This window comes from Pseudomonas sp. B21-009, assembly GCF_024749345.1.
Taxonomy (GTDB): domain Bacteria; phylum Pseudomonadota; class Gammaproteobacteria; order Pseudomonadales; family Pseudomonadaceae; genus Aquipseudomonas.
On sequence record NZ_CP087199.1, the window covers coordinates 5,027,348 to 5,048,090 of the forward strand.

Annotated in this window: 14 protein-coding genes, 2 tRNA genes and 3 rRNA genes; 1 reads left to right on the forward strand and 18 read right to left on the reverse strand. The window is 58.6% G+C overall.

The window, feature by feature from the left end; translation table 11 throughout:
* Positions 1 to 11: 11 nt before the first annotated feature.
* From fkpB to murJ, 5 genes are all read right to left on the reverse strand, one after another.
* Positions 12 to 449 carry an FKBP-type peptidyl-prolyl cis-trans isomerase gene (gene fkpB / locus LOY34_RS23200; RefSeq protein WP_045200794.1) on the reverse strand — a complete coding sequence of 146 codons (438 nt, stop codon included), beginning with the start codon at positions 447 to 449 and terminating at the stop codon, positions 12 to 14.
* Positions 442 to 957 carry a signal peptidase II gene (gene lspA, locus LOY34_RS23205; protein WP_045200792.1) on the reverse strand — a complete coding sequence of 172 codons (516 nt, stop codon included), beginning with the start codon at positions 955 to 957 and terminating at the stop codon, positions 442 to 444. Before lspA ends, fkpB begins: the two co-directional genes overlap by 8 nt.
* Positions 950 to 3,781, reverse strand: a complete 2,832-nt coding sequence (ileS, locus tag LOY34_RS23210; RefSeq protein WP_258664058.1) for an isoleucine--tRNA ligase — start codon at positions 3,779 to 3,781, stop codon at positions 950 to 952. Before ileS ends, lspA begins: the two co-directional genes overlap by 8 nt.
* The gene (ribF, locus tag LOY34_RS23215) at positions 3,778 to 4,728 is read right to left on the reverse strand and encodes a bifunctional riboflavin kinase/FAD synthetase (protein ID WP_045200788.1); all 951 of its coding nucleotides are present in this window, start codon (positions 4,726 to 4,728) and stop codon (positions 3,778 to 3,780) included. Before ribF ends, ileS begins: the two co-directional genes overlap by 4 nt.
* Before the next feature lie 118 nt (positions 4,729 to 4,846).
* Positions 4,847 to 6,385: a murein biosynthesis integral membrane protein MurJ gene (gene murJ / locus LOY34_RS23220; protein ID WP_045200785.1), complete on the reverse strand. Its 1,539-nt coding sequence runs from the start codon at positions 6,383 to 6,385 to the stop codon at positions 4,847 to 4,849.
* A gap of 251 nt (positions 6,386 to 6,636) precedes the next feature.
* Here murJ and rpsT point away from each other — a divergent pair, with 251 nt between their 5' ends.
* Positions 6,637 to 6,915: a 30S ribosomal protein S20 gene (rpsT, locus tag LOY34_RS23225; RefSeq protein WP_010220592.1), complete on the forward strand. Its 279-nt coding sequence runs from the start codon at positions 6,637 to 6,639 to the stop codon at positions 6,913 to 6,915.
* Between the two features lie 140 nt (positions 6,916 to 7,055).
* Here the strand turns inward: rpsT and LOY34_RS23230 are convergent, their stop codons facing one another.
* From LOY34_RS23230 to ilvN, 13 genes are all read right to left on the reverse strand, one after another.
* On the reverse strand, positions 7,056 to 9,356 hold the full coding sequence (locus LOY34_RS23230) for a PqiB family protein (protein WP_195885051.1): 2,301 nt from the start codon (positions 9,354 to 9,356) through the stop codon (positions 7,056 to 7,058).
* Positions 9,349 to 9,972: a paraquat-inducible protein A gene (locus tag LOY34_RS23235; RefSeq protein ID WP_010220589.1), complete on the reverse strand. Its 624-nt coding sequence runs from the start codon at positions 9,970 to 9,972 to the stop codon at positions 9,349 to 9,351. Before LOY34_RS23235 ends, LOY34_RS23230 begins: the two co-directional genes overlap by 8 nt.
* Positions 9,959 to 10,618, reverse strand: a complete 660-nt coding sequence (locus tag LOY34_RS23240; protein WP_045200780.1) for a paraquat-inducible protein A — start codon at positions 10,616 to 10,618, stop codon at positions 9,959 to 9,961. Before LOY34_RS23240 ends, LOY34_RS23235 begins: the two co-directional genes overlap by 14 nt.
* A gap of 185 nt (positions 10,619 to 10,803) precedes the next feature.
* Positions 10,804 to 10,919: ribosomal RNA gene (gene rrf, locus LOY34_RS23245) — 5S ribosomal RNA — on the reverse strand.
* Positions 10,920 to 11,053: 134 nt separating this feature from the next.
* Positions 11,054 to 13,944 (reverse strand): 23S ribosomal RNA (locus LOY34_RS23250).
* Between the two features lie 220 nt (positions 13,945 to 14,164).
* Positions 14,165 to 14,240, reverse strand: a tRNA-Ala gene (locus tag LOY34_RS23255).
* A gap of 10 nt (positions 14,241 to 14,250) precedes the next feature.
* Positions 14,251 to 14,327, reverse strand: a tRNA-Ile gene (locus LOY34_RS23260).
* 124 nt (positions 14,328 to 14,451) lie between these two features.
* Positions 14,452 to 15,988: ribosomal RNA gene (locus tag LOY34_RS23265) — 16S ribosomal RNA — on the reverse strand.
* The 16S, 23S and 5S rRNA genes sit together here with 2 tRNA genes alongside, the layout of an rRNA operon.
* Positions 15,989 to 16,487: 499 nt before the next feature.
* The gene (msrQ, locus tag LOY34_RS23270; protein WP_258664059.1) at positions 16,488 to 17,102 is read right to left on the reverse strand and encodes a protein-methionine-sulfoxide reductase heme-binding subunit MsrQ; all 615 of its coding nucleotides are present in this window, start codon (positions 17,100 to 17,102) and stop codon (positions 16,488 to 16,490) included.
* Positions 17,102 to 18,115: a protein-methionine-sulfoxide reductase catalytic subunit MsrP gene (msrP, locus tag LOY34_RS23275; protein WP_195885053.1), complete on the reverse strand. Its 1,014-nt coding sequence runs from the start codon at positions 18,113 to 18,115 to the stop codon at positions 17,102 to 17,104. The genes msrQ and msrP overlap by 1 nt, the downstream gene beginning before the upstream one ends.
* A gap of 63 nt (positions 18,116 to 18,178) precedes the next feature.
* Positions 18,179 to 19,036: a CDP-diacylglycerol--serine O-phosphatidyltransferase gene (gene pssA, locus LOY34_RS23280; RefSeq protein WP_010223018.1), complete on the reverse strand. Its 858-nt coding sequence runs from the start codon at positions 19,034 to 19,036 to the stop codon at positions 18,179 to 18,181.
* 146 nt (positions 19,037 to 19,182) lie between these two features.
* Positions 19,183 to 20,199, reverse strand: coding sequence for a ketol-acid reductoisomerase (ilvC, locus tag LOY34_RS23285; protein WP_045199667.1), 1,017 nt, complete (start codon positions 20,197 to 20,199; stop codon positions 19,183 to 19,185).
* Between the two features lie 50 nt (positions 20,200 to 20,249).
* Entirely contained in the window at positions 20,250 to 20,741 is a 492-nt protein-coding gene (gene ilvN / locus LOY34_RS23290; RefSeq protein ID WP_010223016.1) for an acetolactate synthase small subunit, read from the reverse strand.
* Positions 20,742 to 20,743: the final 2 nt, after the last annotated feature.

The window sequence follows — 20,743 nt, forward strand, 5'->3', positions numbered from 1 at the left end:
AGGCTCCAGGCTCACAGGGCCTTGACCGCGAGGATTTCCACCTCGAAGTTCAGGGTCTTGCCGGCCAGCGGATGGTTGAAGTCGATGGTCACCTGGGCATCATCGAAGGCTTTCACCACACCGGGCAATTCGGCGTTGGCGGCGTCGTTGAAGATCACCAGCAGGCCCTCGGACAACTCCATGTCCTGGAACTGCGAACGCGGCATGACCTGCACGTTCTGTGGGTTTGGCTGGCCGAAGGCGTTTTCCGGGTTGACGGTCACGGTGCGCTTGTCGCCGCTCTTGAAGCCGAACAGCGCCGCTTCGAAGCCCGGCAGCAGGTTGCCGTCGCCGACCTTGAACACCGCCGGCGCCTTGTCGAAGGTGCTGTCGACGGTGTCACCGTTTTCCAGGTGCAGTGCGAAGTGCAGGGTCACTTCGGTGTTCTGGCCGATACGGGTCTCAGTCATGGACGGGTTCTCCGGACTTTTTGCTCTTGAACATATCCAGCGCCAGCATCACCGCACCCACGGTAATGGCGCTGTCGGCCAGGTTGAAGGCCGGGAAGTACCAGCGGTTCTGCCAGTGCACGAGGATGAAGTCGACTACGTGGCCGAGCACGATGCGGTCGTACAGGTTGCCCAGCGCCCCCCCCAGCACCAGTGCCAGGGCGACGGCCAGCCAGGTCTCGTTGCGCCCCAGGCGCTTGAGCCAGACCACCAGCACGGCACTGACCACTATGGCGATCAGGGCGAACAGCCAGCGCTGCCAGCCGGAGCTGTCAGCCAGGAAGCTGAAGGCGGCACCGGTGTTGTAGGCCAGGGTCCAGCTGAAGTAGTCGGGAATGACCACGATCTGCTGGTACAGGCTCAGCGCGCCCTCGAAGTAGAACTTGCTGGCCTGGTCGAGGACCAGGACCAGCACGCTCAGCCACAGCCAGCTGAGGCGCCCGAAGCGCCCCACACCAGGGTTAGGCATAGTGGCGCACCTCGCCTTTGCCGCCGATGTTGTCGGCGCAACGGGCGCAGATTTCCGGGTGCTCCGGGTTCGCGCCGACGTCCGCGCGGAAGTGCCAGCAACGGCCGCACTTGGCGTGGCCGGACTTGACCACTTTCAGCTTCAGGCCCGGGACTTCGGTCTCGACCGCATCGGCTGGCGCCTGGGCGAATGGCGCAACGCTGGCCGCCGAGGTGATCAGCACGAAGCGCAGCTCGTCGCCCAGCTTGTTCAGGTCGGCGCTCAGGGCGTCGTCGGCGAACAGGGTGACTTCGGCTTGCAGGTTGCCACCGATGGCCTTGGCCGCACGCTGGTTTTCCAGTTCCTTGTTGACCGCGGTTTTGGCGGCCATGATCCGCTCCCAGTAGGCGCGACCCAGCTCGAAGCCTTCCGGCAGCTCGCTCAGGCCTTCATACCAGGTGTTGAGCATCACCGACTCGTTGCGCTCGCCCGGCAGGTACTGCCACAGCTCGTCGGCGGTGAACGCCAGGATCGGCGCGATCCAGCGCACCAGCGCTTCGCTGATGTGGTACAGCGCGGTCTGGCAGGAACGACGGGCAACACTGTTGGCGCCAGTGGTGTACTGACGGTCCTTGATGATGTCCAGGTAGAAGCCGCCCAGCTCCTGCACGCAGAAGTTGTGGATCTTCGAGTAGACGTTCCAGAAGCGGTATTCGCCGTAGTGCTCTTCCAGCTCGCGCTGCAGCAGCAGGGTACGGTCGACCGCCCAGCGGTCCAGCGCCAGCATGTCTTCGGCCGGCAGCAGGTCGCGGGCCGGGTCGAAGCCGGACAGGTTGGAGAGCAGGAAGCGCGCGGTGTTGCGGATACGCCGGTAGGCGTCGGCACTGCGCTGCAGGATCTGCTCGGAAACCGCCATCTCGCCGGAGTAGTCGGTGGCCGAAACCCACAGGCGCAGGATGTCGGCACCCAGGGTGTCGTTGACCTTCTGCGGCTCGATGGTGTTACCCAGCGACTTGGACATCTTGCGACCGTTCTCGTCGACGGTGAAGCCGTGCGTCAGCAGCTCGCGGTACGGTGCGTGGTTGTCGATGGCACAACCGGTCAGCAGCGAGGAATGGAACCAGCCGCGGTGCTGGTCGGAACCTTCCAGGTACAGGTCGGCGCGCGGGCCGGTTTCGTGGCCGATGCTGTGCGAGCCACGCAGCACGTGCCAGTGGGTGGTACCGGAGTCGAACCAGACGTCGAGGGTGTCGGCGATCTTGTCGTACTGGCCGGCCTCGTCACCGAGCAGTTCGGCGGCGTCGAGCTTGAACCAGGCTTCGATGCCTTCTTTCTCGACACGCTTGGCCACTTCTTCCATCAGCTCGACGGTGCGCGGGTGCAGCTCGCCGGACTGCTTGTTGAGGAAGAACGGGATCGGTACGCCCCAGTTGCGCTGACGCGAGATGCACCAGTCCGGACGGTTGGCGATCATCGAGTGCAGGCGCGCCTGGCCCCAGGCCGGGACGAACTTGGTCTCTTCGATGGCCTTGACCGCACGCTTGCGCAGGGTTTCGCCGTTGTCGGGCTGCTTGTCCATGCCGACGAACCATTGCGCGGTGGCGCGATAGATCAGCGGGGTCTTGTGGCGCCAGCAGTGCATGTAGCTGTGGCTGATGGTTTCGGTGTGCATCAGCGCACCGACTTCCGAGAGTTTTTCGACGATGGCCGGGTTGGCCTTCCAGATGAACTGGCCGCCGAAGAACTCCAGCGACGGCACGTACACGCCGTTGCTCTGCACCGGGGTGAGGATGTCGTCGTTGACCATGCCGTAGCGTTTGCAGGTGACGAAGTCGTCTTCACCGTAGGCTGGCGCGGAGTGCACCACACCGGTACCGGCGCCCAGCTCGACGTAGTCGGCCAGGTATACCGGCGACAGGCGATCGTAGAACGGGTGACGGAAGTTGATCAGCTCAAGCGCCGAGCCTGGCGCGGTGGCGATCACCGAACCTTCCAGCGCATAACGCTTCAGGCACGACTCGACCAGCTCTTCGGCCAGCACCAGCAGCTTGTCGCCGGTATCGACCAGAGCGTACTTGAACTCCGGGTGGACGTTCAGCGCCTGGTTGGCCGGGATGGTCCACGGCGTGGTGGTCCAGATCACAATCGAAGCAGGCCTGGCCAGCGAAGCCAGGCCGAACGCGGCGGCCAGCTTGGCCTCATCGACCACCGGGAAGGCGACGTCGATGGTCTGCGATTTTTTATCGGCGTACTCGACCTCGGCTTCGGCCAGGGCCGAACCGCAATCGAAACACCAGTTGACCGGTTTCAGGCCCTTGAACACGAAGCCGTGCTTGACCATTTCGGCCAGCGCGCGGATCTCACCGGCTTCGTTGGTGAAGTTCATGGTCTTGTACGGGTTTTCCCAGTCGCCCAGCACACCCAGGCGGATGAACTCGGTCTTCTGCCCTTCGATCTGCTCGGCGGCGTAGGCGCGGCACAGCTCGCGGGTCTGGTCGGCGCTCAGGTGCTTGCCGTGGGTCACTTCGACCTTGTGCTCGATCGGCAGGCCATGGCAGTCCCAGCCCGGGACGTACGGGGCGTCGAAACCGGACAGGGTCTTGGAGCGGACAATCATGTCCTTGAGAATCTTGTTCAGCGCATGACCGATGTGGATCTTGCCGTTGGCGTAGGGCGGGCCGTCGTGCAGCACGAACTTCGGACGATCCTTGCCAATTTCGCGCAGCTTCTGGTACAGGCCAATGCTGTCCCAGCGCTGCAGGATCTGCGGTTCGCGCTGTGGCAGGCCGGCCTTCATCGGGAAGGCGGTGTCCGGAAGGTTTAGCGTGGCTTTATAGTCGGTCATTTCAGGCTCTTCGTTAGCGGTTGACCGTGCCAATGGGCACGTGCGGCGGCGATATCCGCATCGATCGCCGACTTCAGCGCCTCCAGGGAGGCGAATCGCTGCTCTTCACGCAGCTTGTGGTGGAATTCCACCGTCAGACGCCGGCCATAGAGATCGCCGGCAAAATCCAGAAGATGTACTTCCAGGTGGGCTTTGCCATCACCTGAAACGGTGGGCCGTACACCAATGTTGGCGACGCCCGGCCAGTTCTTGCCATCGACCTCGACGCTGACCAGGTAAACCCCGGTAAGCGGTACCCGATGGCGCTTGAGCTGGATGTTGGCTGTCGGGGTACCCAGCTGGCGGGCCAGCTTCTGCCCGTGCAGCACGCGCCCGCGGATGCGGAACGGCCGCCCCAGCAAACGCTCGGCCAGGGCGAAATCGGCATTGGCCAGGGCATCGCGCACTTGCGTGCTGCTGACCCGCAGGCCATCGAGTTCGACGGTTTGCGCCGCTTCGACGGTAAAGCCCTGAAGGATACCGGCCTGCTCGAGGAAGTCGAAGTCGCCAACCCGGTCGCAGCCAAAGCGGAAATCGTCGCCCACTTCCAGGTGCTTCACGCCCAGGCCATCGACCAGGATGGTGTCGACGAACTCGGCGGCGCTGAGCTTGCTCAGGCGCTGGTTGAACGCCAGGCACAGCACCCGGTCGACACCGGCGGCGGCCAGCAGGGCGACCTTGTCGCGCAGGCGCGCCAGGCGTGCGGGCGCAGTGTCGGGGGCAAAGTATTCACGCGGCTGTGGCTCGAAAATCACCACGCAGCTGGGCACGCCCAACTCGTCCGCTCGCTCACGCAGGCGCGCCAGGATTGCCTGGTGGCCGCGGTGAACACCGTCGAAGTTGCCAATAGTGGCGACACAGCCCCGGTGCTGGGGGCGCAGGTTGTGGAGGCCTCGAACCAGCTGCATAACGCGCTTCTTGCTCATAAAGTGGTCGATTATAACCACACCCGGGCGCTGACGACAGGCAGCAGCGTCACCCCGTGGCGTGGAATGTGTAAAACCGACGTCTGACCGCCGTTACGCCTTAATGCAACGCCTTGCGGGCGAAGTCACGCGGGCGGAATCCGAACAGCAGCAGACAGCCGAAATAGGTCACGACTCCGGCCAGGATCAGCGCGCCAAGGCGCAGAAAGCGCTCAAGCATCTGCCCTTCGGCCCAGGCCGGCATGTAGTGCATGCCCACCAGCAACACCGCCGACATCAGCAGCACTGCCACCACCAGCTTGGCGAGGAACTTGGCCCAGCCCGGTTGTGGCTGGAACAACTGCTGCTGGCGTAGCTTCCAGTACAGCAGGCCGGCGTTCAGGCAGGCGCCGAGGCTGATGGCCAGGGCCAGGCCGGCGTGCTGCAGGTGGCTGATGAAGGCCAGGTTGAACAGCTGGGTGCAGACCAGGGTGAAGATGGCGATCTTCACTGGAGTACGAATGTTCTGCTGGGCGTAGAAGCCAGGGGCCAGGACCTTGACCAGGATAATCGCCAGCAGCCCGAGGGAATAGGCAATCAGCGCACGCTGGGTCATGGCCGCATCGAAGGCGCTGAATTTACCGTACTGGAACAACGCCACGGTCAGCGGCTCGGCCAGGATCGCCATGGCCAGGGTGCACGGCAGCACCAGCAAAAAGCACAGGCGCAGGCCCCAGTCGAGGATCCGCGAGTATTCGTGCCGGTCGCGGTTGGCGTAGGTCTTGGCCAGGGTGGGCAGCAGGATAGTACCCAGGGCTACACCCAGCACTCCGGAAGGCAGCTCCATCAGGCGGTCGGCGTAGTACATCCACGACACCGAACCTGCGACCAGGAACGAGGCGAAGATGGTGTTGATGATCAGCGAGATCTGGCTTACCGAAACCCCGAGGATCGCCGGCAGCATCTGCTTGAGCACTCGCCATACACCGCTGTCGCGCAGGTTCAGGCGCGGCAGCACGAGCATGCCGATCTTCTTCAGGTGCGGCAGCTGGTACAGAAGCTGCGCCAGGCCGCCAGCCAGCACGCCCCAGGCCAGGGCCATGATCGGCGGGTCGAAATATGGCGTGAGGAACAGGGTAAAGCCGATCATCGCCACGTTGAGCAGGGTCGGCACGAAGGCCGGCACCGAAAAGCGGTTCCAGGTATTGAGGATGGCGCCGGCCAGCGATGACAGCGAGATCAGCAATATATAAGGAAAGGTCACCCGCAGCAGGTCGGTGGTCAGCTGGTATTTTTCAGTGCTGTCGACAAAGCCTGGGGCTGTTACCCACACCACCCAGGGCGCGGCGAGGATACCCAGGGCGGTGACCAGGGCCAGCACCAGGGTCAGCAGGCCACTGACATAGGCGATGAAGGTGCGGGTGGCCTCCTCGCCTTGCTGGGTCTTGTATTCGGCCAGAATCGGCACGAACGCCTGGGAAAACGCGCCTTCGGCAAAGATGCGCCGCAGCAGGTTGGGCAGCTTGAAGGCAATGAAGAAGGCGTCTGTGGCCACGCCGGCACCGAATACCCGCGCCAGGATGGTGTCGCGGACGAAGCCCAGCACCCGCGAGATCATGGTGATGGAGCTGACCGCGGCCAGGGATTTAAGAAGATTCATCGAAAGTTTTTCACGCCTGAGGATAAAGGGCTGTGCCGCAACGCGCCCAGTTGTGCGATACTCCGCGCCGCAACGCAAGCAGAGCAAAAGCTCCCGAGTTTACAGGTCGTACCGCAGAAGGGAATCACTCCCTTGTACAGAACGACCACTCAGCGGAACCATGCAAGTGCCCTTGACAACCGATCAACTCATCGGCATGATTCGCGGCCTATTTTGTTTGCTATTTACCAAGTCTTTCGAGGAGCTCGACGGTGGCCAACTCACCTTCCGCCAAAAAACGTGCAAAACAGGCTGAGAAGCGTCGCAGCCACAACGCCAGCCTGCGTTCCATGGTTCGTACCTACATCAAGAATGTAGTTAAAGCCATCGACGCAAAAGACGCCGAAAAAGCGCAAGCTGCTTACACTCTGGCTGTTCCAGTTATCGACCGTATGGCCGATAAAGGTATCATCCACAAGAACAAGGCTGCTCGCCATAAAGGCCGTCTGAATGGCCACATCAAGGCGCTGAAAGAAGCTGCAGCTGCCTAAGCGACATGCTTGTTGAAAAACCGACCCTAGGGTCGGTTTTTTATTGCCTGTGATTTGGGTTGCGGGCAGAAAAGCATCGCGGGCCAATCCCGCTCCTACAGGTTTGTGTAGGAGCGGGATTGACCCGCGATGGCTAGCGACTACTTACCAATCTGAATCTTCGGTGCCCACTGCAGCCATTCATCCTCGGCCTTGTCGAACAGGGCGAAGGTCTGCTGCGGCCGCGCCGGATTGCCCATCTTCTCGCCGTCTGGCGTGGCGAAGGCGATGCCGCCTTCTATCAGGGTCTCCAGCGACTCGGTACGCACCGTCGCGCCCTTGAACAGGCCGATATCGAAGCCGAAGCCGCTGCTGTTCCAGAAACGGCTACCGCCACGCACCAACGCTGCATACCTGGGCTCGATCAGGATATGGATCAGTACCCGGTCGGCGGTCTGGCCCAATTCAAATCCGGTGACCTTGCCTACCGGAATCTCGCGGTAGGTAACCGGTACGCCCGGCTTGATCGAACCCCGCCGCGCAGCACTGAGCACCAGCGACAGGCCAGCTTCGCGCCCAGAGAAATCCGGCGCCTGAGGCAAGGCATTGAAGTTGAGCTGCGGCCCGGTACTTCTGACTGCCGGCTGCACTTCCAGGTACTGGCCAGTGACCAGGGTTTCCAGGTTGGCGGTCTTGACGATGCCCAGGGCCGGCTTGACCACCCAGAACTGCGTACCTTCGCGGGCGATACGCTCCGGCACTTCGGTGATCCGCGCCTTGAGTAGCACCGCCTGCAAATCATTGGTCAGGTCGACCTGTTCGACTTTGCCGACATCCAGGCCCTTGAAGCGAACCGGCGTGCCAACCTTGAGGCCGTCTGCGCGATCGACGCGGATGGTCACCGTGGTACCGCTGCGGTTGGCCGCTTCCTGGCTTTCATTGAGGCGGAAGAACGGAATGCGGCGCTTGAGCTTCACATTCGGGATAGGTGTGTCGAAAGCGATACCGCCAGCCATCAGGCTCTGCAGCGATTCACTCTTGATCTGGATGCCCGACAGGCCGCCACTCAGGGTAATGCCGCTGGCATTCCAGAAGCGCGTCGAACCGTTGACCAGGCCGGCGTACTCTTTCTCGATATGCACACCGATCAGCAGGCGCTTGCTCTTCTTCGAGAACTGGTAGCTCTGCACCGTACCGACCTTGACCTGGCGGTAGAGGATCGGGCTGCCGACCTCCAGTGAGCCAAGGTTGTCGCTGTACAGCACCAGGTGCAGGCCGGGCGCCTTGAGGTCCAGCGGCGGTGCCTTGGCCCGCGCCTCGAACTCGCGCTGCGGCGTCGCGCCCTTGTCGCCCGGGCGGATGGCAATGTAGTTACCCTTGACCAACGCCTCAAGGCCGGTAATACCGGCGAGGGAGATCGATGGCTTGACCACCCAGAACTGCGTACCGTCGACCAGGTAGTCTTCGGCCAGCGGATCGAGGGTCAGCTCGGCCATGGCACTGGCCAGGTCGGGATCGACCTTGAGGGTCTTCAGCGAGCCGACCTGGATGCCTTTGTACATCACCGGGGTACGCCCGGCCTGCAGGCCCTCGAAGTCGCTCAGCTTGACCTTGACGCGAATCCCGGCCTGGGCCGCATCAAAGTCTTCGTACAAGCGAAACGGCAGGTTCGGATCGGTGGGCGGGCTGTCCTTGCGGTGCTCGGGGGTGGCGAAGGCAATACCGCCGGCGACGATGCTGGCCAGCGACTCGCTGCGTACCTTCACCCCGGAGAGGTTGGCGTCGATGCTGATGCCGCTGGCATTCCAGAAGCGCGTATGTTTGCGCACCAGGTCGGCGTAGGCCGGCTCGATGAACACCTTGATCTCGACCGTGCCCTGGTCTTCGGCGAGGCGATAGCTCTTCACCCGGCCAACCTGGATCTGCTTGTAGAACACCGGGCTGTCGCGGTTGAGCGAACCCAGACGGTCGGCCTTGAGGGTCAGGTGCAGGCCCGGCTCGCTGTCGGACAACGGCGGCGCTTCATCCAGTGCCTTGAAGCGCTTGGTCGGCTCGCCCTGCCCCGGGCTGACGGCGATGTAGTTGCCCGATACCAGGGTTTCCAGGCCGGTGATCCCGGCCAGGCTAACGCTCGGTTTGACCAGCCAGAAGCGCGTACCGGTGTTCAGGTGCGGCTCGGCCTCCTTGTTCATTTCGATGGTGGCGATGACCCCGGTGTTGCTGCCCTTGGCATCCAGCACCAGCTCTTTCACCTTACCGACCGACATACCCTTGAAGACCACTTCGGTCTTGTTGGCAACGATACCTTCACCGCTCTCAAAGCGGACCTGGATGTTCACACCTGACTCGCGATAGGCCTGCCAGCCAAGCCAGCCACCGATCACCAGGGCGATCAGGGGCAATATCCATATAGCCGACCAGTTCGAAGCTGGGCGGGTTTTAGCCGTAGGCAAATCACTCATGGTCGTCATCCGACTCCGTGTTATCCCAAATCAGTCGGGGATCGAAGGTTACTGCAGCGAGCATCGTCAGAATCACCACACTGGCGAAGGCGACGGCGCCCAGATTGGCTTCGACACTGGCGATCCTGCCGAAATTCACCACCGCCACCAGAATGGCGATCACGAAAATATCCAGCATCGACCAGCGTCCGATGAATTCGATGAAGCGGTACATCAGGATCCGTTGCCGGGCCGACAACGGTTGGTGGCGCTGCACCGAATAGAGCAGCAGGGCAATGCCGACCAGCTTGAAAGTCGGCACCAGAATACTGGCGATGAACACCACTGCGGCGATCGGCAGCATGCCGTGCTTCATCAGGGTGATGACGCCGGACATTATTGTGTCCGGGCTACCCTGCCCCAGAGCGCTGACGGTCATGATCGGCAACACGTTGGCCGGGATGTACAAGATTGCCGAAGTAATCAGCAACGCCCAGGTTCGCACCAGGCTGTTTGGCCGCCGGGCGTGCACCACCGCACCACAGCGGGTGCAGGTTTGCGCGTCACTGTCCGGCTCCTGGCGATTCAGTTCATGACATTCGCCACAAACCAGAATCCCGGCATCAATCGCACGCATGCAGGTCTTCCCCCGATAAAGCACTCCATATCTGGTGGGGCGACATCACCACCTCCAGCCACACCTGCACCAACAACAAACTGATAAAGCAGGCCAGGCCCAGGCCGAGGCTGAGCTCAGCCAGGTCGACCAGCTTGACCATCGCCACCAGCACGCCCATGAAATAGACCTCGAGCATGCCCCAATCGCGTAGATGGTGATAAATCCGATAAAGCAACAAACCGTAACTGCGACCAACGTTCAGGCGAATGCTCAATAGCACTGCCAGCTGGCACAACAGTTTGAGCAAGGGAATCGCCATGCTGCAGAGAAACACCACCACCGCTACGCCGCGCATACCGGTGTTGTACAGCCCGACCACGCCGCTCCAGACCGTATCGTTGGAGGTTTGCCCCAGCAGGTGCAGTTGCATGATCGGCAGGAAGTTGGCCGGTACGTAAAGCAGCAAGGCGGCCAGCACCAGGGCCAGGCTGCGCTGGACCACATTGTGTCGATGGGCGTAGAGCTCGTAGCCACAGCGCGGGCAGTGGGCCTTTTCGTCTTGCTTGAGCACAGGCTTGCGCATCAGCAGGTCGCATTCGTGACAGGCCACCAGGTCTTCCAGGGGCAAGTCGGCGAGCTGATGGGGGTCGGCAGGTTCTGACATAGTGAACTTCTGAGTCAACGCGAGGGCGCTATTCTAACCGATGTCGGAGCGGGCTTGCCCCGCGATACCCTTCTGTCAGCCACATCGCATCGCGGGGCAAGTCGAGGCGTCGCACCGCCGTTCCCACAGACGCCAGAAAGACAAAACCCCTACCTGCATATGCAGATAGGGGTTTCGGAATTTAATCTTGACGATGACCTACTCTCACATGGGGAAACCCCACACTACCATCGGCGATGCATCGTTTCACTGCTGAGTTCGGGATGGGATCAGGTGGTTCCAATGCTCTATGGTCGTCAAGAAATTCTGTTGCCAGAAGGTCTTGTTAGACACTCCAGCGAATCGGGTATGTGATGTTTGTGAGTTACAAATCTTCGGCTGTGCAGTCTTCACAACACCGCAATCTGGCTTTCGCTCAAATTGCTTGGGTGTTATATGGTCAAGCCTCACGGGCAATTAGTATTGGTTAGCTCAACGCCTCACAGCGCTTACACACCCAACCTATCAACGTCGTAGTCTTCGACGGCCCTTCAGGGAGCTCAAGGCTCCAGTGAGATCTCATCTTGAGGCAAGTTTCCCGCTTAGATGCTTTCAGCGGTTATCTCTTCCGAACATAGCTACCCGGCAATGCCACTGGCGTGACAACCGGAACACCAGAGGTTCGTCCACTCCGGTCCTCTCGTACTAGGAGCAGCCCCTCTCAAATCTCAAACGTCCACGGCAGATAGGGACCGAACTGTCTCACGACGTTCTAAACCCAGCTCGCGTACCACTTTAAATGGCGAACAGCCATACCCTTGGGACCGGCTTCAGCCCCAGGATGTGATGAGCCGACATCGAGGTGCCAAACACCGCCGTCGATATGAACTCTTGGGCGGTATCAGCCTGTTATCCCCGGAGTACCTTTTATCCGTTGAGCGATGGCCCTTCCATACAGAACCACCGGATCACTAAGACCTACTTTCGTACCTGCTCGACGTGTCTGTCTCGCAGTCAAGCGCGCTTTTGCCTTTATACTCTACGACCGATTTCCGACCGGTCTGAGCGCACCTTCGTACTCCTCCGTTACTCTTTAGGAGGAGACCGCCCCAGTCAAACTACCCACCATACACTGTCCTCGATCCGGATAACGGACCTGAGTTAGAACCTCAAAGTTGCCAGGGTGGTATTTCAAGGATGGCTCCACGCGAACTGGCGTCCACGCTTCAAAGCCTCCCACCTATCCTACACAAGCAAATTCAAAGTCCAGTGCAAAGCTATAGTAAAGGTTCACGGGGTCTTTCCGTCTAGCCGCGGATACACTGCATCTTCACAGCGATTTCAATTTCACTGAGTCTCGGGTGGAGACAGCGCCGCCATCGTTACGCCATTCGTGCAGGTCGGAACTTACCCGACAAGGAATTTCGCTACCTTAGGACCGTTATAGTTACGGCCGCCGTTTACCGGGGCTTCGATCAAGAGCTTCGCGTTAGCTAACCCCATCAATTAACCTTCCGGCACCGGGCAGGCGTCACACCCTATACGTCCACTTTCGTGTTTGCAGAGTGCTGTGTTTTTAATAAACAGTCGCAGCGGCCTGGTATCTTCGACCGGCATGGGCTTACGGAGCAAGTCCTTCACCCTCACCGGCGCACCTTCTCCCGAAGTTACGGTGCCATTTTGCCTAGTTCCTTCACCCGAGTTCTCTCAAGCGCCTTGGTATTCTCTACCCAACCACCTGTGTCGGTTTGGGGTACGGTTCCTGGTTATCTGAAGCTTAGAAGCTTTTCTTGGAAGCATGGCATCAACCACTTCGTCGCCTAATGGCAACTCGTCATCAGCTCTCGGCCTTAAGATCCCGGATTTACCTAAGATCTCAGCCTACCACCTTAAACTTGGACAACCAACGCCAAGCTGGCCTAGCCTTCTCCGTCCCTCCATCGCAATAACCAGAAGTACAGGAATATTAACCTGTTTTCCATCGACTACGCTTTTCAGCCTCGCCTTAGGGACCGACTAACCCTGCGTCGATTAACGTTGCGCAGGAAACCTTGGTCTTTCGGCGTGGGAGTTTTTCACTCCCATTGTCGTTACTCATGTCAGCATTCGCACTTCTGATACCTCCAGCAAGCTTCTCAACTCACCTTCACAGGCTTACAGAACGCTCCTCTACCGCATCACCTAAGTGATACCCGTAGCTTCGGTGTATGGTTTGAGCCCCGTTACATCTTCCGCGCAGGCCGACTCGACTAGTGAGCTATTACGCTTTCTTTAAAGGGTGGCTGCTTCTAAGCCAACCTCCTAGCTGTCTAAGCCTTCCCACATCGTTTCCCACTTAACCATAACTTTGGGACCTTAGCTGACGGTCTGGGTTGTTTCCCTTTTCACGACGGACGTTAGCACCCGCCGTGTGTCTCCCATGCTCGGCACTTGTAGGTATTCGGAGTTTGCATCGGTTTGGTAAGTCGGGATGACCCCCTAGCCGAAACAGTGCTCTACCCCCTACAGTGATACATGAGGCGCTACCTAAATAGCTTTCGAGGAGAACCAGCTATCTCCGAGCTTGATTAGCCTTTCACTCCGATCCACAGGTCATCCGCTAACTTTTCAACGGTAGTCGGTTCGGTCCTCCAGTCAGTGTTACCTAACCTTCAACCTGCCCATGGATAGATCGCCCGGTTTCGGGTCTATACCCAGCGACTAAACGCCCTATTAAGACTCGCTTTCGCTACGCCTCCCCTATTCGGTTAAGCTCGCCACTGAATATAAGTCGCTGACCCATTATACAAAAGGTACGCAGTCACCTAACAAAGTAGGCTCCCACTGCTTGTACGCATACGGTTTCAGGATCTATTTCACTCCCCTCTCCGGGGTTCTTTTCGCCTTTCCCTCACGGTACTGGTTCACTATCGGTCAGTCAGTAGTATTTAGCCTTGGAGGATGGTCCCCCCATATTCAGACAAAGTTTCTCGTGCTCCGTCCTACTCGATTTCATGACTAAGAGATTTTCGCGTACAGGGCTATCACCCACTATGGCCGCACTTTCCAGAGCGTTCCGCTAATCTCAAAGCCACTTAAGGGCTAGTCCCCGTTCGCTCGCCACTACTAAGGGAATCTCGGTTGATTTCTTTTCCTCAGGGTACTTAGATGTTTCAGTTCCCCTGGTTCGCCTCTTGCACCTATGTATTCAGTACAAGATACTCAGCTTATGCTGAGTGGGTTCCCCCATTCAGAGATCTCCGGATCAAAGTCTGTTTGCCGACTCCCCGAAGCTTATCGCAGGCTACCACGTCTTTCATCGCCTCTGACTGCCAAGGCATCCACCGTATGCGCTTCTTCACTTGACCATATAACCCCAAGCAATCTGGTTATACTGTGAAGACAACATTCGCCGAAAACTTGTAATTACTCACAAATTTTACCTTAGCCTGAACACACACCAGTGAAAGTGCTGTCCAGTCTATCTTTCTATCACATACCCAAATTTTTAAAGAACGATTCTGAAAAAGTTCAGAAATCAACATTCGATGCGAATGCTCATTTCTAAGCTTTACGAAGCAGTATTAATGGTGGAGCCAAGCGGGATCGAACCGCTGACCTCCTGCGTGCAAGGCAGGCGCTCTCCCAGCTGAGCTATGGCCCCATAACAAAATTGGTGGGTCTGGGCAGATTCGAACTGCCGACCTCACCCTTATCAGGGGTGCGCTCTAACCAACTGAGCTACAGACCCAATTTCGAGCGCGTAACTGTTAGCTTGGAGCTATCAGCTTGGAGCTTAAAGCTGCTTCTATCGTCTTCTTCAATGAATCAAGCAATTCGTGTGGGAGCTCATAAGACAGCTGATGTCTGTCGATTAAGGAGGTGATCCAGCCGCAGGTTCCCCTACGGCTACCTTGTTACGACTTCACCCCAGTCATGAATCACACCGTGGTAACCGTCCTCCCGAAGGTTAGACTAGCTACTTCTGGTGCAACCCACTCCCATGGTGTGACGGGCGGTGTGTACAAGGCCCGGGAACGTATTCACCGCGACATTCTGATTCGCGATTACTAGCGATTCCGACTTCACGCAGTCGAGTTGCAGACTGCGATCCGGACTACGATCGGTTTTGTGAGATTAGCTCCACCTCGCGGCTTGGCAACCCTCTGTACCGACCATTGTAGCACGTGTGTAGCCCAGGCCGTAAGGGCCATGATGACTTGACGTCATCCCCACCTTCCTCCGGTTTGTCACCGGCAGTCTCCTTAGAGTGCCCACCATAACGTGCTGGTAACTAAGGACAAGGGTTGCGCTCGTTACGGGACTTAACCCAACATCTCACGACACGAGCTGACGACAGCCATGCAGCACCTGTGTCAGAGTTCCCGAAGGCACCAATCCATCTCTGGAAAGTTCTCTGCATGTCAAGGCCTGGTAAGGTTCTTCGCGTTGCTTCGAATTAAACCACATGCTCCACCGCTTGTGCGGGCCCCCGTCAATTCATTTGAGTTTTAACCTTGCGGCCGTACTCCCCAGGCGGTCAACTTAATGCGTTAGCTGCGCCACTAAAATCTCAAGGATTCCAACGGCTAGTTGACATCGTTTACGGCGTGGACTACCAGGGTATCTAATCCTGTTTGCTCCCCACGCTTTCGCACCTCAGTGTCAGTATGAGCCCAGGTGGTCGCCTTCGCCACTGGTGTTCCTTCCTATATCTACGCATTTCACCGCTACACAGGAAATTCCACCACCCTCTGCCCTACTCTAGCTTGCCAGTTTTGGATGCAGTTCCCAGGTTGAGCCCGGGGATTTCACATCCAACTTAACAAACCACCTACGCGCGCTTTACGCCCAGTAATTCCGATTAACGCTTGCACCCTCTGTATTACCGCGGCTGCTGGCACAGAGTTAGCCGGTGCTTATTCTGTCGGTAACGTCAAAATACTCACGTATTAGGTAAGTACCCTTCCTCCCAACTTAAAGTGCTTTACAATCCGAAGACCTTCTTCACACACGCGGCATGGCTGGATCAGGCTTTCGCCCATTGTCCAATATTCCCCACTGCTGCCTCCCGTAGGAGTCTGGACCGTGTCTCAGTTCCAGTGTGACTGATCATCCTCTCAGACCAGTTACGGATCGTCGCCTTGGTGAGCCATTACCTCACCAACTAGCTAATCCGACCTAGGCTCATCTGATAGCGCAAGGCCCGAAGGTCCCCTGCTTTCTCCCGTAGGACGTATGCGGTATTAGCGTTCCTTTCGAAACGTTGTCCCCCACTACCAGGCAGATTCCTAGGTATTACTCACCCGTCCGCCGCTGAATCGAAGAGCAAGCTCTTCTCATCCGCTCGACTTGCATGTGTTAGGCCTGCCGCCAGCGTTCAATCTGAGCCATGATCAAACTCTTCAGTTCAATACTGCTTGGGTTTTGAGAAAACCCTAAACTTGGCTCAGCAATCTCAAATGACTTACTTTCAAATCTTTCGATTTTCGTGTAGCCACTTGTGATGCTGATAATCTTTTTGACTATCAGTCTGAGCTCACAAGCACCCACACGAATTGCTTGATTCAGTTGTTAAAGAGCGGTTGGTTAAGAGCTTTTCGTCTCAACCGAGGCGCGCATTCTACGCTTTCCTCAGATCCTGTCAAGCGTTTATTTTGAAGTTTTTCGTTTCACTTCAAACACTTGACTCGCTGCGATCTCTCGTAGCGGGAGGCGAATTCTACAGCGTTTCAAACCGCTGTCAACTGCCTTTTTCACCGCTGCCGATCTTTCGACCGAAGCTCTTCCGGATCACCCTGGAACCGCTAACTCTTTGAAACTCAAGGAGTTTTCAGTTCCAACTGCGCCGGAAGTGGGGCGAATTATAGAGAGATCTGCGGGGGCGTCAAGGACTTATTTCAACTTTGTTTCAAAGGCAAGGCGGTGTTTTACGCGTTACCAACCGCGGAATTCGCCGCTCAAGCGCGGGAATGCGCAGGGCCAGCAGGAACAAACCAATAACGGCGTATATGGACCACTCTTTAAGATCAGCCCGCACCACCCAGAGAAAGTGCAGCAAGCCCAACCCGAGGATGACATACACCAGCTTGTGCAACTTCTTCCAGCGAGCACCCAGGCGACGCTGGCTGTAGCGGTTGGATGTCACCGCCAATATCAGCAAACCGACAAATCCCAGCATGCCGACAATAATGTAGGGACGCTTGCTCAGCTCTACGCCCAACTGCCCCCAGTCCAGGCCAAGCACGAAGAACATGTAGGCACTCAGGTGCAGCACTATATAAGCAAAGCACCACAACCCCAGCTGGCGCCGCGAGACGATCCAGCCCGACCACCCGGTAAGGCGCTGCAAGGGCGTCATGCTCAGGGTTATCAACAGGAAGATCAAAGCCCCTAGCCCCAGGCGATCAACGAGGATCTTGCCCGGGTCCGGCCCAAGGGCCTCCATGGCCGCTTCATATAACCACCACAGCGGCCAGATACTGGCCAGGATAAAGATGCCAAGCCTGAACAGTGGATAGCGCATCAGTAGTTCTTCCGCAGGTCGAGACCACTGTAAAGCCCTGCCACTTCTTCGGCATAGCCATTGAACATCTGCGTGGGCCGCACATTGGGGCTGAACAGGCCGCTGGGCAGGCGCCGCTCACGAGCCTGGGTCCAGCGCGGGTGATCGACCTCGGGATTGACGTTGGCATAGAAGCCATATTCATCCGGGGCAATCGCCTGCCAGGTGGTACGTGGCTGTTCTTCGACCAGGCTGATGCGCACGATCGACTTGATGCTCTTGAACCCATACTTCCATGGCACCACCAAACGCAACGGCGCGCCGTTCTGGTTGGGCAGTTCGCGCCCGTACATGCCGACGGCGAGAATGGCCAGCGGGTTCATCGCCTCATCCAGGCGCAAGCCTTCTATATAAGGCCAGTCGATCAGGGCAAAGCTTGAGCGCTGACCAGGCATGGTCTTCGGGTCCTGCAACGTTTCGAAGCGAATGTAGCGGGCCTTGGAGGTTGGCTCGACCTGCTTGAGCAGTGCCGAAATCGGAAAGCCCAACCAGGGGATGACCATCGACCAGGCCTCCACGCAGCGCAGACGATAGATGCGCTCCTCCAGCTGGTAGGGCTTCATGAAGTCTTCGAGGGCATAACGCCCGGGCTTGCCGACCTCGCCATCCACCACCACGGTCCAGGGTTCGGTTTTCAGGCTGCCGGCATTGGCCGCCGGATCACCCTTGTCGGTACCGAACTCATAGAAATTGTTGTAGTGGGTGGCGTCCTTGAAAGGCGTGGTCGCCTCCCCCGGCGCGGTTACGGCTTGCCACTGGGTAGCGGCGAGCTTGTCGTTGAACCAGCCTGGCGCCCTGCCCGCCTCGACATCGGCATAGCGCGATGGATCGGCAGCACTGGCCCAGCGTGGCAGCGCGGTTGCCGCCAGGGCAGCCAGCGACCCACCAAGCATGGCGCGGCGAGAGACATAGAGAGATTCGGGGGTGACGTCCGATTCTTTGCAATCGGAGGCTTTGGGCAGCTTGATGAGCATGATGGCTCCGTAGAACTGGAGGACTGATGCACCAGTAGACTACGGAGCCCTAGCGAAATTACATCACTCGATGTTTTTCCGCCGACGCATGCGCAACAGGTATTGCACAGGACCGGAGGCCGCATAGCCGAGGAACACCAGCAGCAGGATGCGCGGCGGGTCACTGAAGACTACCGCGAACACCAGCACCACGGCGAGGATCGCTACGAACGGCACGCGCCCCTTGAGGTCCAGCTCCTTGAAGCTGTTGTACTTGATGTTGCTGACCATCAGCATACCGGCCGCCGCCACCAGCAGCGCCACCAGGAACGACAGCTTCGAGCCCTGGATGCCGTAGTCGCTGAAAGCCCAGACGGTACCGGCCACCACGCCGGCTGCCGCCGGGCTGGCCAGGCCGATGAAGTAACGCTTGTCGGCCTTGCCGACCTGGGTGTTGAAGCGCGCCAGACGCAGCGCGGCGCCAGCGACATAGATGAAGGCAACCATCCAGCCGACCTTGCCCATGTCACCCAAGGCCCAGCCGAAGGCCAGTAATGCCGGGGCGACACCGAAGGCAACCATGTCCGACAGCGAGTCGTACTCGGCACCGAAGGCGCTCTGGGTGTTGGTCATGCGTGCCACGCGGCCGTCCAGGCCATCAAGGACCATGGCGACAAAAATGGCGATGGCGGCGAAGGCGAAATACTTGCTCGCCTCGCGTGGATCACCCGCACTGAGGGCCGCCTGGGCACTCATAGAGTTGATGATCGAATAGAAACCGGCGAACAGGTTCGCAGTGGTGAACAGGTTGGGCAGCAGATAGATGCCGCGATGCCGAACCTTGCGTCCTTCGGCGTCATGCCCTTCTTCAACATGCTCATCGATCGGTAGCAGGCTTTCGGCGTCAGAGGCCTTGTTCGGCTCTTCGGGACGTTCGCTCATGGACATTACCTTGCAACGGTGTGGAAAGTTTCGACAGACGTCTGCGACGAGGGTTCGCCGACAAACGATGAAGCTTTATACCAGAAGCTGACCGCCTAAACGAAAAAACGCGGCCGAAGCCGCGTTTTCATCGCATCAGGACAAGATCAGTTCTTGGCCTTGTCGACGATTTTGTTCGCTGCGATCCAAGGCATCATCGAGCGCAGTTGCTCGCCGATGACTTCGATGCCGTGGGCAGCGTTGTTGCGGCGCTTGGCGGTCATCGAAGGGTAGCCGGTGGCGCCTTCGCTGATGAACATCTTGGCGTATTCGCCGTCCTGGATGCGCTTCAGAGCGTTGCGCATGGCCTGGCGGGATTCGGCGTTGATGACTTCAGGGCCGGTCACGTACTCGCCGTACTCGGCGTTGTTGGAGATCGAGTAGTTCATGTTGGCGATACCGCCTTCGTACATGAGGTCAACGATCAGCTTCAGTTCGTGCAGGCACTCGAAGTAGGCCATTTCTGGCGCGTAGCCCGCTTCAACCAGGGTTTCGAAACCGGCTTTGACCAGCTCGACGGTACCGCCGCAGAGAACGGCTTGTTCACCGAACAGGTCGGTTTCAGTCTCGTCCTTGAAGGTGGTTTCGATGATGCCGGTACGGCCGCCGCCGACGCCAGCGGCGTAGGACAGGGCAACGTTTTTGGCATTGCCGGAAGCGTCCTGGTAGATCGCGATCAGGTCAGGGATGCCGCCGCCTTTGACGAACTCGGAACGTACGGTGTGACCTGGCGCTTTTGGCGCGATCATGATCACGTCCAGGTCGGCGCGTGGAACGACCTGGTTGTAGTGGATGGCGAAACCGTGGGAGAAGGCCAGGGTGGCGCCTTTCTTGATGTTCGGCTCGACTTCGTTCTTGTACAGCTGGGACTGGAACTCGTCCGGGGTCAGGATCATGACCAGGTCGGCACCGGCAACAGCGGTCGCTACATCGGCAACTTTCAGGCCGTGAGCTTCGGCTTTGGCAACGGTGTTCGAACCTTTACGCAGACCGACAGTGACGTCCACACCGGAGTCCTTCAGGTTGCACGCCTGAGCGTGGCCCTGGGAGCCGTAACCGATGATGGCAACTTTCTTGCCCTGGATGATGGAAAGGTCACAGTCTTTGTCGTAATAAACTTTCATGAAAATACCCCTGTTATCTCGGCCCATAGGGCCATCGCTAATTTTTTGAGTTAGATGCTGAGCACTTTGTCGCCACGGGCAATGCCGGTAACGCCGCTGCGCACTGTTTCGAGAATGGACGCGGTACCGATGGCCTGAATGAAGCTGTCAAGCTTGTCGCTGGCGCCAGTCAGCTGAACGGTATAGACGCTGCTGCTGACGTCGACGATCTGCCCACGATAGATATCGGTGGTGCGTTTGATCTCCGCGCGCTGGGCGCCCGTGGCCTTGATCTTGACCAGCATCAGTTCACGTTCGATGTGCGCGCTTTCCGAGAGGTCGACCAGCTTGACGACTTCAACCAGCTTGTTCAGGTTTTTGGTGATCTGCTCGATCACCTCATCATGACCGACCGTGGTCAACGTCAGACGCGACAGGGTCGGGTCTTCGGTTGGCGCCACCGTCAGGCTTTCGATGTTGTAGTTACGCTGCGAGAACAGACCGACCACGCGAGACAAGGCACCGGGTTCGTTTTCCAACAGCAGGGAAATAATGTGCCGCATGA

Excerpts from the sequence above, each read along its gene's own strand:
- fkpB (WP_045200794.1), bottom strand. The coding sequence starts at position 449 with ATGACTGAGACCCGTATCGGCCAGAACACCGAAGTGACCCTGCACTTC.
- lspA (WP_045200792.1), bottom strand. The coding sequence starts at position 957 with ATGCCTAACCCTGGTGTGGGGCGCTTCGGGCGCCTCAGCTGGCTGTGG.
- ileS (WP_258664058.1), bottom strand. The coding sequence starts at position 3,781 with ATGACCGACTATAAAGCCACGCTAAACCTTCCGGACACCGCCTTCCCG.
- ribF (WP_045200788.1), bottom strand. The coding sequence starts at position 4,728 with ATGCAGCTGGTTCGAGGCCTCCACAACCTGCGCCCCCAGCACCGGGGC.
- murJ (WP_045200785.1), bottom strand. The coding sequence starts at position 6,385 with ATGAATCTTCTTAAATCCCTGGCCGCGGTCAGCTCCATCACCATGATC.
- LOY34_RS23230 (WP_195885051.1), bottom strand. The coding sequence starts at position 9,356 with ATGAGTGATTTGCCTACGGCTAAAACCCGCCCAGCTTCGAACTGGTCG.
- LOY34_RS23235 (WP_010220589.1), bottom strand. The coding sequence starts at position 9,972 with ATGCGTGCGATTGATGCCGGGATTCTGGTTTGTGGCGAATGTCATGAA.
- LOY34_RS23240 (WP_045200780.1), bottom strand. The coding sequence starts at position 10,618 with ATGTCAGAACCTGCCGACCCCCATCAGCTCGCCGACTTGCCCCTGGAA.
- msrQ (WP_258664059.1), bottom strand. The coding sequence starts at position 17,102 with ATGCGCTATCCACTGTTCAGGCTTGGCATCTTTATCCTGGCCAGTATC.
- msrP (WP_195885053.1), bottom strand. The coding sequence starts at position 18,115 with ATGCTCATCAAGCTGCCCAAAGCCTCCGATTGCAAAGAATCGGACGTC.
- pssA (WP_010223018.1), bottom strand. The coding sequence starts at position 19,036 with ATGAGCGAACGTCCCGAAGAGCCGAACAAGGCCTCTGACGCCGAAAGC.
- ilvC (WP_045199667.1), bottom strand. The coding sequence starts at position 20,199 with ATGAAAGTTTATTACGACAAAGACTGTGACCTTTCCATCATCCAGGGC.
- ilvN (WP_010223016.1), bottom strand. The coding sequence starts at position 20,741 with ATGCGGCACATTATTTCCCTGCTGTTGGAAAACGAACCCGGTGCCTTG.